This is a genomic window from Micromonospora sp. NPDC047738, from assembly GCF_040642675.1.
Taxonomy (GTDB): domain Bacteria; phylum Actinomycetota; class Actinomycetes; order Mycobacteriales; family Micromonosporaceae; genus Micromonospora.
This window is the reverse complement of sequence record NZ_JBEYSO010000049.1, coordinates 1-11075: the sequence shown is the minus strand read 5'-3', so window position 1 is coordinate 11075 and position 11075 is coordinate 1. Positions and strand designations below refer to the sequence as shown.

General features: G+C 68.4%; 9 protein-coding genes. 6 read left to right on the top strand and 3 right to left on the bottom strand.

Annotation, left to right across the window (positions count from 1 at the left end; genetic code table 11):
- Nucleotides 1-12: 12 nt before the first annotated feature.
- Nucleotides 13-1338, bottom strand: a complete 1326-nt coding sequence (locus ABZ783_RS35280; protein ID WP_357446806.1) for an extracellular solute-binding protein — start codon at nucleotides 1336-1338, stop codon at nucleotides 13-15.
- A gap of 277 nt (nucleotides 1339-1615) precedes the next feature.
- Between ABZ783_RS35280 and ABZ783_RS35275 the strand changes: the two genes are divergently transcribed.
- Nucleotides 1616-2689 (top strand): LacI family DNA-binding transcriptional regulator, encoded by a 1074-nt coding sequence (locus ABZ783_RS35275; protein WP_357446803.1) that lies wholly within the window; start codon nucleotides 1616-1618, stop codon nucleotides 2687-2689.
- A 27-nt stretch (nucleotides 2690-2716) separates the two neighbouring features.
- Here the strand turns inward: ABZ783_RS35275 and bla are convergent, their stop codons facing one another.
- On the bottom strand, nucleotides 2717-3631 hold the full coding sequence (bla, locus tag ABZ783_RS35270) for a class A beta-lactamase (RefSeq protein WP_357446800.1): 915 nt from the start codon (nucleotides 3629-3631) through the stop codon (nucleotides 2717-2719).
- A gap of 280 nt (nucleotides 3632-3911) precedes the next feature.
- Here bla and ABZ783_RS35265 point away from each other — a divergent pair, with 280 nt between their 5' ends.
- Together ABZ783_RS35265 and ABZ783_RS35260 are read left to right on the top strand one after the other, a co-directional pair.
- Entirely contained in the window at nucleotides 3912-5801 is a 1890-nt protein-coding gene (locus ABZ783_RS35265; protein WP_357446797.1) for a CocE/NonD family hydrolase, read from the top strand.
- Between the two features lie 208 nt (nucleotides 5802-6009).
- Nucleotides 6010-6732 carry a VOC family protein gene (locus tag ABZ783_RS35260; RefSeq protein WP_357446794.1) on the top strand — a complete coding sequence of 241 codons (723 nt, stop codon included), beginning with the start codon at nucleotides 6010-6012 and terminating at the stop codon, nucleotides 6730-6732.
- Here ABZ783_RS35260 and ABZ783_RS35255 read toward each other — a convergent pair.
- Nucleotides 6671-7615, bottom strand: coding sequence for a LysR substrate-binding domain-containing protein (locus ABZ783_RS35255; RefSeq protein WP_357446791.1), 945 nt, complete (start codon nucleotides 7613-7615; stop codon nucleotides 6671-6673). The genes ABZ783_RS35260 and ABZ783_RS35255 overlap by 62 nt on opposite strands.
- A gap of 149 nt (nucleotides 7616-7764) precedes the next feature.
- Between ABZ783_RS35255 and ABZ783_RS35250 the strand changes: the two genes are divergently transcribed.
- The 3 genes from ABZ783_RS35250 to ABZ783_RS35240 all read left to right on the top strand — a co-directional run.
- Nucleotides 7765-9024, top strand: a complete 1260-nt coding sequence (locus tag ABZ783_RS35250; protein WP_357446788.1) for an aspartate aminotransferase family protein — start codon at nucleotides 7765-7767, stop codon at nucleotides 9022-9024.
- A 202-nt stretch (nucleotides 9025-9226) separates the two neighbouring features.
- Nucleotides 9227-9439 carry a hemerythrin domain-containing protein gene (locus ABZ783_RS35245; RefSeq protein WP_357446785.1) on the top strand — a complete coding sequence of 71 codons (213 nt, stop codon included), beginning with the start codon at nucleotides 9227-9229 and terminating at the stop codon, nucleotides 9437-9439.
- A 158-nt stretch (nucleotides 9440-9597) separates the two neighbouring features.
- The coding region (locus tag ABZ783_RS35240) for a hypothetical protein (protein WP_357446782.1) at nucleotides 9598-11075 on the top strand (1478 nt) is incomplete at its 3' end.

Here is an 11075-nt window from a genome sequence, read left to right as displayed (position 1 = left end):
GGCCTGGGCCGCTCAGCCGTTGACCTTCTGCTGTTCCGCCTGCACCTTCGCGGCGGCCGCCTGGGGCGTCAGCTCACCCGTGGCGATGCCGGACAGTGCGTCCCCGAGCGCGGTGTCCATCTGCGGGGTCTTCAGGTAGCGGGAGTACTTCACCTGCGGCATCCAGTCCGAGGTCAGGGTCGTCCAGATCTGCTTCTGCTTGTCGCTGGTGAACTTCTCGGGGTTGAGGCCGGTCACCGCGGGCAGGTCGTTGAACGTGTTGATCAGCTTCTGGGCGCCCGCGCCGGCGATCCAGTCGGTGAGCACCTTGCACGCCAGGTCGGGGTTCTTGGTGTTCTTGGCGATGCCCAGCGATACGTCGATGCCGCCGACGAGCTGCGGCTGGGCGGCGCCGCCCGGGATGGTCGGGAACAGGAACGGCTGGTAGCCGGACATGCCCTCGGACAGCGGCGGCAGGCCGGTCTTGGTCGGGTCGGACTGCTGGATCCACCAGGCGCCGAGCGGGATCATCGCCGCGTTGCCCGCCTCGAACTGGTTCGCGCCGGTCGGGTAGGCGTCCAGGCCGATCGCGCCCTTCTGGGCGATGCCGTCGGTGAAGAGCTTGCCCCAGTAGTCGAACGCTTCGACGAGCTTGGGGTTGGTCCACGAGTCGGAGCCGTCCTCGGCCTTGTAGACCAGGCCCGGCTCGATGTTGTTGGCGATCTGCAGGAAGACGACGTTGCGCAGCCAGCTGTCCTTGGCGGGCAGCATGAACGGCGCGTACTCCCCGCCCTTGAGCTGGTTGACCGTCGCCTTGAGCTGGTCCCAGGTCTGCGGGATCTGGGCGTGCTTCTCGTCGAAGATCTTGGTGTTGGCCCAGAGGTTCACGGTCTGCACGAGCAGCGGGAGCGTGTAGAAGTTCTCGTCGCCGGCCGGGTTGCCCATCCGGGCCTGCTCGATGCCGATCGGATAGAACTTCTTCTGCCAGTCGGCGCCCCACGTCTTCTGGGCGCAGTCCTGCAACGGCATGAGGTTGGCCCGGTACTGCTGGGTGAGCGCGCCGGGCTGAAGGCCGACGATGTCGGGCATCGTGTTGGACGCGGCCCGGGTCTGCAGGTCGACCAGGTACTCGGGGTAGTTGAAGATGGTCGCGTCGATCTTCGCATCCGGGTTCGCCTGCTTGAACGCCGCGATCATCTGCTGGGTGGTCTGTTCGATCGGACTCCACGACCGGAAGGTCAGGGATCCCGACCCGCCGCTGGTGGACTGGTTGTCACTGGCACCGCCGGCGCATGCGGCGAGCCCGAGGGTGAGCGCTGTCGCCGCAGCAACGGCGCCAAGTTTTCTTTGCCGCTTCACTGTCAGGTCCTTCCCACGGACGGGGCCGGAGGCGGCCCGTGGATGTAGACGATTACATGAGCTGTGCCACAGGCACAACCCCCTCTTGTGCTGGACTTTTGCACGTAGCCGCAACAACCCCTTCACGAGTCGGCAATCTTTCACGCCTTGCCGACCCGCTTCTTGCCACGGAAATCTGTAATCGATTACATTCCGCTCGTGGCTCATCGACCGCCGCCCGCCCGACAGGTAACCTGTGCTCACCTCACCACCGGAACGCCACCGCGAAGGGCCCGCCTTGACCACCATCCGTGACGTGGCCCGGCTCGCCCAGGTGTCCACCGCAACCGTGTCGCGCGTGTTCGCCTCCGACACCGCCGTGCGACCGGACACCGCCGAACGCGTCCGCCGCGCCGCACGGGAACTCGGCTACGTGCCGAACTCGCTGGCCCGATCCCTGCGCCAGCAGACCTCGGCCACCTGGGCGCTGATCATCGCGGACATCGAGAACCCGTTCCTCACCCAGGTCACCCGCGGCGTGGAGGACGTAGCCCAGTCGGCCGGGTACTCGTTGCTGCTGTGCAACACGGACGAGAACCCGGAGAAGGAAGAGGGCTACCTCAGCATCGCCGCGCAGTACCGGGTATCCGGCGTGCTGATCACGCCGACGTCGGCAACCAGCCGGGTCGACCGGCTGCTGTCCCGAGGCCTGCCGGTCATCACCATGGACCGGCCGTTACGGCAAGACCTGGCAGTGGACACGGTCCTGATCGACTCACGTCGCGCAGCCCGAACGGCGGTCGACCGCATGATCGCCCACGGCCACCGCCGGATCGCCTGCATCACCGGACCGCAGCGCGTCTTCACCGCCAGCGAACGGGTGCTCGGCTACCGAGAAGCCTTACAGGACGCCGGACTGCCGATCGACGAGAACCTCATCCGCTACGCCGCCTTCAACGAGCACGGCGGCCGCCAAGCCGCGGACGCCCTGCTGGAAACGGCGGACGTCGAGGCCATCCTGGTGGCCAACAGCATGATGGCCGTCGGCGTCCTACGCATACTGCGCGACCGGCAACTCACCCCCGGCCAGGACGTCGAGCTGGTGGTCTTCGACGACGCGCCATGGACCGGGCTACTCACGCCAGCGATCTCCGTCATCCACCAGCCCGCGTACGAACTGGGCCAGGCGGCCGGCAAGCTGCTGCTCGATCGGCTGCGCTCCCCCGGCCAGCCAGCCCGAACGGTGATGCTGAACGCCACCCTGCCGGCGGACGGCGAGGCACCACTGCCCCGCGTGCGCCGGCCCGACCTGGCCACCACCGATCCGGTCACCTCCGCGATCCTGAGCCGATCCGCCCACCTCAACCCGTAACCTCAGCCGGCATCCGACGCGCTGCGTCTACCGGCGCAGGGCCTCGACCGTCAGCTTCGCCGCCTGGGCGATCAGCTTGTCGTCGTACTCCGCGTCCTTCTCGTCGCGACTGGAGAGGACCGCGAGCGCGATGGGGGCGCCGTCGGGAGGCCAGATCACCGCGATGTCGTTGCGGGTGCCGTACCCGCCGGAGCCGGTCTTGTCGCCGACCTGCCAGCCGGCCGGGACGCCGGCCCGGATGAGCTTGTCCCCGGTCGTGTTCCCCTTGAGCCACCCGGTCAGCACCGCACGGTCCTCGGCGGAAAGCGCGTCGCCGAGGACGTACGCCCGTAGATCGGTGGCGAGGGCCCGAGGCGTGCTCGTGTCGCGCCGGTCCCCGGGGGCCGCCTCGTTGAGATCGGTCTCGATCCGCTCCGGGTCGGTGACCTGGTCGCCGAGGTCGCGCAGCGCCCGCTCGAAGCCGGCCGGGCCGCCGAGCCGCTTCAGCAGCAGGTTGGCGGCAGTGTTGTCGCTGTATCGAACGGCGGCGTCGCCCAGCTCGCGCAGGGTCATCCCTGCCCCCACGTGCCGCTCGGTGATCGGCGAGTGGGCCACCAGGTCGGCCCGCGCGTAGCGGACCACCTGATTCAGCTCAGCGGTTGAGGCCGCGTCCAGCATCGCCGCGGCCGCGAGCGCCTTGAAGGTCGAGGCGTAGCCGAACCGTTCGTCGGCGCGATGCTCGACGGTACGACCGGTGCCGGTGTCGATGGCGTAGACGCCGAGCCGAGCGTCGAACTCCGCTTCGAGCCGGGCGAAATCCGGCATGACCGAGGACGGCGGGGAGGCGGCGACCGGGCTCGACGGGGAGGGCACCGGCGCGCCGGCTGTCGAGCACGCGGTGAGCGGGGCGAGCGCGAGCGTGGCGGCGAACGTCGCGGCGGCCCGACGGGGCGCAGGAACCATGACCAGTTACTCCTTTCGTCGGTCGACGCCAGGCGACCGGCGACGAGCGGATGCGACGGCGGCGCCACGGTGCCAGCAGCGACATGCCGTCGGCGTACGGCCGACGATAACGATGCCGGCGATGACCGACGCGCGTCTCGGCAGATGTCTATGCGGCGCGCCAAGGACTTCGTGCATCTGCTTGATGACGACCAATCGGCCCTTTTCGTAGCGTCCACGTAGTGGTCGAGCCGGCGCGCCGAGTGAGCGCTGCCGCGCGGGCCGGATGTGGAGGGAAGCCATGAGGGCGATCGTTTCGGTCGGCGCAGCGATGGCGATGCTAGCCGTGACGGCACCGGCGATGGCCGCCGAGCGGGTCGAGGCGCCGACGATCGTCGTGAAGGACGGAGTCACCCAGCCGGAGTTCGGCTACGCCGACGCGATCCGCGAGCGGATCTGGGTCGACACCGACTTCGACAGCGACCGGGACGGCACCAAGGATGTCATCCGTGTCGATCTCATCCGGCCGGCGGCCAGCGAGCAGGGCCTGAAGGTGCCGGTCATCATCGACGACAGCCCGTACTACGCGACATTGGGGCGCGGCAACGAGTCCGAACTCAAGGCCGACCTCGATGGTGATGGCCTGCTCGACCGCTGGCCGCTGTTCTACGACAACTACTTCGTGCCCCGTGGCTACGCCGTCGCACTCGTCGACATGCCCGGCACGGCCGGTTCCACCGGCTGCCCGACGATCCAGGGCGCGAACGAGAACGCCTCCGGTCCGGCAGTCATCGACTGGCTCAACGGCCGCCGCAGCGGGCACGACTCCCACGGCAATCCGGTCGTGGTCGACTGGCACAACGGCAAGTCCGCGATGATCGGAAAGTCGTACGACGGGTCGCTGGCGATGGCCGCGGCGGCGTCCGGCGTCAGTGGCCTGTCCACGGTCGTTCCGATCTCCGGGCCGTACAACTACTACGACTACACGCGTACCGGCGGTATCGTCACGCGCGGCAACAACTACCTGGGGTCGCTCGCCCGGACCATCACGGCTGACGACCCGGCGCGTCAATCCAGGTGCGCGCCGGTCTGGAATGAGATAGGGGCCAACGACGGCGACGAGCACGGCGACTACACGCCGTTCTGGCACGAGCGGAACTACCTGGACGACGCCGCGAACATCAACGCCAGCGTGTTCCTCGTCCACGGCATTCAGGACGACAACGTCCGGCCCGACCACTTCAGCAAGTTCTGGGAAGCGCTGAAGACGCACGACGTCCCGCGCAAGCTGTGGGTCGGCCGCGTTGGTCACATCGACCCGTTCGACTTCCGTCGGGAGGTGTGGGTCGACACGCTGCACCGCTGGTTCGACTACTGGCTTCAGGGGATCGACAACGGCATCGTGAACGAGCCGAAGGTCGACGTGGAACCGTCCGTCGGCGTCTGGGAGCAGCACGCCGACTGGCCGATCCCCCGCACCGGGAACGTCAACATGTGGCTGCGCCCCGGCACCGACAGCGCCGGAGGGCTCGCACTCACCCCGGCCGCGGGCGCGCCGACCACCCGTTCGTTCGTCGACAACCCCAACCAACTCGAAGCGGCAATGATCGACAACCCGAACCAGCCGGCAGAGAACCGTCTGGCCTTCCTGTCCCCGCCGCTCGAGGAGGACCTACGTATCTCGGGCACCCCCGTGATCAACCTGACCGCATCGTCGAGCCTCGACGCGGCCTACTTCGGCGCGATCCTGGTCGAATATGGGCCGAGCACGCAGAACAGCCGAACCGGCGACGGAGTCCTCCAGACCACGCTGCCCGAGGAGTGCTACGGCGAGTCGAGCCCAGCCGACGACGGGTGCTACCGGCCCGTCGCGTACCGGCCGGCCAACGTCACCCAATGGCGGGTGACCAAGGGGATCCTCGACGGGCAGAACCGCAACTCCGTCGCGGTGGCCGAGCCCATGACACCGGGCCAAGCGTACGACATCACTATTCCGCTGCTGCCGGAAGACTACGTCTTCTCCGCCGGCAACCGGATCGGCGTCATCATTGTCGGCAGCTACCGCAGTTACTCAGCCGAGCGGCTCACCTCGCGGCCGACCATCACGGTCGACACCAAGGTGAGTCACCTCGCCCTGCCGGTGTTCGGCGGTCAGCAGGCCGCTCGCCGAGCCGGGATCCCGCTTCGCTAGGGCGGTGTCCACCAGCGCTCGCCGCCGACCTTGCGCCAGCAGGCGGAAGGTCGGCGGCGAACTCGTCGACACGACGTGCGTACGCGCCCGCCGACGCAAATCTCTTTGCGTGGCAGGACCCCGAGCGCCTAGCGTTGCTTCCCTCACGAGCAGGGAAGACGTGCCCTGTCCGCCGCTTTGAGTCATCAGATCGGAGGTGCGGAGCGGAATGACCTGTCACCTCGTCGCGCTCTGCTTCGATGCGAACGACCCGCTCCGTCTCGCGCGCTTCTGGGCCGGCGTCCTAGGTTGGGAGATAACCGACGACCCCCAGGACGGCATCGCGCTCCTGCCGCGCGATGACACCGGGTTCCGGCTCCGATTTCTTCCGAGCCAGGAGCAGAAGGCCGGCCAGAACCAGGTCCACTTCGATCTGACCAGCGCCTCCCTCGAGGACCAGCAGCAGACGGTGGCGAGGTCACTCGAACTCGGCGCCCGGCACATCGACATCGGGCAGGGCCCGGAGGCCGACCATGTGGTGCTCGCCGACCCCGAAGGCAACGAGTTCTGCGTCATCGAGCCGGGCAACAACTTCCTCGCCGACTGCGGATTCATCGGAGCGCTTTCCTGCGACGGTTCGCAGGAGGTCGGGTACTTCTGGAGCGAGGCGCTGGGCTGGCCGTTGGTCTGGGATCAGAACCAGGAGACCGCGGTCCGCTCGCCGCACGGCGGCCCCAAGATCACCTGGGGTGGTCCGCCACTGATGCCGAAGACCGGGAAGAACCGGCTGCACTTCGACCTCGCTCCACCCGCCCACGGTGATCAGCAAGCGGAGGTCGACCGTCTCGTCTCCCTCGGGGCGACACGCATCGACATCGGCCAGGGCGAGGTCAGCTGGGTGGTCCTGGCCGATCCCGACGGCCACGAGTTCTGTGTGCTGACCCCGCGATAACGAGGTCGCATAGTTCGTCCAGCACAATTTGGCTCGCCGCGGTGAGAGCTGATCGGCTGCGAACGGCCGCGTAGACGTGGCGGGTCAACGGTCGGCGCAGCGGGCGGGTCGCGACGTGGTAGCGACGGTCCACGGCAAGCTCGGGCAGGAGCGACACGGACAGGCCGGCCTCGACGTGCGCCAGAAGCAGGTCGTAGCTGGCAAAGCGGCCAGCCACGACCGGCTCGAAGCCGGCCTGCCGGCAGGTGCTCGTCACCAGGTTCGACAGGTACGTGCCGGGCATGTCGATGGACCAGGCGGCGTCGGCGAAGTCGGTCAGGTCCGCCGGTGCCTCCGACGCAACCTGCGACTGCGGCAACACGAGCACGATGGCGTCGGTAAGCAGGGGGATGGTGTGCACGTCCGGGTGCAGCGGCATGGACCCGTCGATGAAGTCCGCGGTCACGATGATGTCGTAGTCGCCGCGGCGCAGGGCCGGATGGCTGGCCTGTGGGTCGAGTTCGGCGACCTCAAGCTCGATCCTTGGATGCGCCTTCCGGAGCCGCGCGGCGAGCGGAATGACGACGGCCCGGATGGCGCTGGAGAAGGCCGCGAGGCGTACCGGCCCGGTTGGTTGTCCGGACAGGCCCTGTAAGTCCACCTCAGCGGCCTTGATCTGGTCGAGGATGATGCGGGCGTGCCGGGCGAGCGTGCGCCCAGCAGGCGTGAGTTGGACCCGGCGGCCGGTGCGCCGCAGGAGTTCGGCGTGGGCCTCCGCCTCCAGTACCGCCAACTGCGCTGACACTGCCGACGGACTCATGTGCAGGGCCGCGGCGACGGCCCGCATGGTGCCGAGGCCGTCCAGCAGGCTGAGCATCTCCAGGCGTGCTGTGTTCAGCCGCATCGGAAACCCCCTGTGCGCGAATTCCGCACAGCATAGCCAGAAACCTCAGCTTTTCCCGCATAAGGAACGGTCCTATCGTGAGGCGTATGACGCTGACTACCGAGCAGAGTGCCGCCGAACGGTTCTGGTCTGACGCCGACCGCCATCTGGTGCGCTACGGCGCCGCGTTCACACCCGAGATCATCGAGCGCGCGGCCGGTAGCTTCGTGTACACCGCCGACGGCCGGCAGATCCTGGACTTCACCTCGGGTCAGATGAGCGCCATTCTGGGGCACTGTCATCCCGCGATCGTGCAAACGGTGCAGCGGGAAATCGCGAGCCTGGACCACCTGTTCAGCGGCATGCTGTCGCGCCCGGTCGTCGACCTCGCCCGCCGCCTCGCCGAGTCCCTCCCCCCGCCACTGGAGAAGGCGCTGCTGCTGACGACCGGCGCCGAGTCGAACGAGGCGGCCATCCGGATGGCCAAGCTCGTAACGGGCAAACACGAGGTCGTCGCCTTCGCCAAGTCGTGGCACGGCATGACGCACGCCGCAGCCGCCGCAACCTACAGCGCCGGCCATCGCGGCTACGGGCCTACCCCGCCGGGAAACTTCGCGATCCCCACGCCCAACCCGTACCGCCCCGACTTCACCACCTCGGACGGGGAGCTGGACTGGCAGCGGCAGCTCGACTTCGGGTTCGCCCTCGTCGATGCCCAGTCCTCGGGGAGTCTCGCCGCGTGCATCGTCGAGCCGATCCTCAGCTCTGGCGGCATCATCGAGCCACCGCCGGGCTACTTCGCCGCCCTGGCGCGCAAGTGCCGCGAGCGCGGCATGCTGCTGATCGTCGACGAGGCGCAGACCGGTCTGTGCCGCACCGGCACGTGGTACGCCTTCCAACGTGACGGCATCGTGCCGGACATCCTCACGCTGTCCAAGACGCTGGGCGCCGGCCTGCCGCTCGCCGCGGTGATCACGACCGAAGAGATCGAACAACGGGCCCACGAGCGGGGTTACCTCTTCTACACCACACACGTGTCCGACCCCCTCGTCGCCGCCGTCGGCAACACCGTGCTCGACGTCCTCCAGCAGGAGCAGATGGACGTACGGGCACGGGAGCTCGGCGAATTCCTGCGCGCCGGCCTGATTGACATCAGAGACCGGCACGACGTGGTGGGAGACGTACGGGGGCGTGGCCTGATGCAGGGGATCGAACTCGTCCTCGACCGGGAGACGCGAGAAGGCTCGGACGTCCTCGGCGCCCACGTCACCCGCCGCTGCCTCGAGCTCGGCCTCCACATGAACGTCGTGCAGCTGCCCGGCATGGGAAGCACCTTCCGGATCGCGCCACCCCTCACCACGACGCGCGAGGAACTGGCCCTCGGTCTGGAAATCCTCGACCAGGCGATCGGAGAGGCAGCGCCGGCCTGACCGGTCGCGTCACCCGCAGTCGCGGGAGCAGGCAGTAGCTGCCTCTCCATGCCAACCGCTACGCGCGCCGGCACGACCCGGGTGCCTGGAGTCGTCGCCCGGGCGGACGCCAGAGGCCGTCGCGGCATGACGATTTGTCTGCATGATGCTTTTGGCCCGGTCTAGGCTCGGAGTCGCCACCAGGAGCCGCCGAGGGAGTCACATGCCGAGCGACGCTATCGACCTGCTCATCGAGGACCACCGCGAAATACGCAAGCTGTTCAAGGACTTCCAGGACACGGGTGCGGACGCGAACCGGAAGAAGCAGCTGGTCAGCCAGATCCTGGAAGCACTGACCATGCACACCTACATCGAGAACGAGTGCATGTACCCGGAGACCCGCAGGCTAACCGATTTGATTATCGATGATCAGTGATCATAGATTGGCCTGTGTGGAACGTTTTCCGCTTTCCAGGGCCGGGAAGCGTGTCGGTGTTCACCCCGTGCACGTTTGGGTTGGCTCGGGGAGGGTTCCGGTGGCGTGGGTCGGCGGTGAGGGCCGGTTTTGTGGATCGGTGTTGAGGCGTTGAGTCGGTGAGCGGGAAGCTGCGGCTGGCCGAGGGTGAGGCCGCCCGCACCGCGTGTGCCCGCGCCTTGCTGCGCACCGGCGTGGACGAGGAGACCGGCGAGGCGTTGTCTCAGGCGGTGCTGGCGCAGCGGGTCGGTTGGTGTGCCGATCTGGTGGCGGGCATGGTGGCCGCGCTGATCGGCGAGCACTGGAACACCGTGGATGTGCAGGTGCTGGCGGCCGGGGTGGATGCGGGTGGGCGGCGGTTGCCGTCGCACGCGTGGATGGCGTTGCGGCGGCTGGGGTGGACGGTCGCTCCGCCTGGGGGTGTGAGGGTTAATGATCGGGTCGTGCGGATGGCGCAGGAGCAGGCGGGGCGTGTGCTGCGTTCGGCGGCGTGGCGTGCCGAGGTGACCGGCGGGGTCCTGTCGGCCTGGCCGGCCGATCCGCGCAATCGCACCCCCGCCGAGTGGGAGCAGGTGCGGGCCTCGATCCCCGGCGGAGAGCATCTGCCGTCCAGCGTCATCAAGTCCCGGACCCGGCAGGCTGCCACGTTCGTCAAGGTCAACGGTCGGCTGCCGGTGGATGTGTTCGAACTCGAAGGCGTCCCGAGGATTCCGCGGATGTTGCTGTTGGCCGCGTGTGATCGGCAGCAGGCCACCATCGAGCGCTGCGACACCGACCCGGCCAGTGCGCTGCTGCGGCTGCAGCTTCCTTTACGTCCGGATCCGCGGACGTATCGGGACTGGACGTGGGTGGCGTGTCCGATCCGGTTGCCGTCCACGGTTCCCGCCTTGGCGGTGCTGCACCTGCCCACTCTCCGCCTCACCGACGGCAAGGTCCGCGCCGACATGGCGTACACGCACCCGGTGCCGAAAGCCGCCCGAGTCGGTCACACGGTGGCGGTCGGTGTGGATTGGGGCCTCAACACGCTCCTCAGCGCGGGTGCCCTGCGACTGGGAGAGGATGGGCGGATCACGGCGTTGGGGGCTGGCGGCCAGTTCCGGGCCGCTGGGGTCCTGGCCAAGCAGCACCGCCTGCGGCGCCACAGTGAGCGGCTGCACGCGAAGGCCGACCAGTACGCGCGGCTGCTCGGCGGCCGCCCCGACGAGCATCTGGGAGCGAAACACGAGGTGCTGGCCGGCGAGATCCGCCACGTGTCCGCCCGCCGCGCGAACTTGAATACCGCGCTCGCCTGGGCTGCCGCCCGCTGGACCGTCGACCAGGCGATCGCCGCCGCGGCGTCCGTCATCTACCTGGAAGACCTGCGGTCGATGGAAGCCAAGGGCATGGGCGCCACCCGCAACACCCGCCTGTCCCAGCAGGTCCGCGGAAAGATCACCGACCGGATGCGGCACCTCGCCGCCGAGCACGGTATCGCCGTGGTCACCGTCCCCGCCCGCAACACCTCCAAGCACCAACGTAAGAGCTGGTTGTCAAGTCGGTCGCTGAGAGTGTCGTGGGTCAGGAGTTTGCGCTGTTCGTGGTGGTGCGGCTGCGTGGG

Excerpts from the sequence above, each read along its gene's own strand:
- bla (WP_357446800.1), bottom strand. The coding sequence starts at position 3,631 with ATGGTTCCTGCGCCCCGTCGGGCCGCCGCGACGTTCGCCGCCACGCTC.
- ABZ783_RS35265 (WP_357446797.1), top strand. The coding sequence starts at position 3,912 with ATGAGGGCGATCGTTTCGGTCGGCGCAGCGATGGCGATGCTAGCCGTG.
- ABZ783_RS35260 (WP_357446794.1), top strand. The coding sequence starts at position 6,010 with ATGACCTGTCACCTCGTCGCGCTCTGCTTCGATGCGAACGACCCGCTC.
- ABZ783_RS35255 (WP_357446791.1), bottom strand. The coding sequence starts at position 7,615 with ATGCGGCTGAACACAGCACGCCTGGAGATGCTCAGCCTGCTGGACGGC.
- ABZ783_RS35245 (WP_357446785.1), top strand. The coding sequence starts at position 9,227 with ATGCCGAGCGACGCTATCGACCTGCTCATCGAGGACCACCGCGAAATA.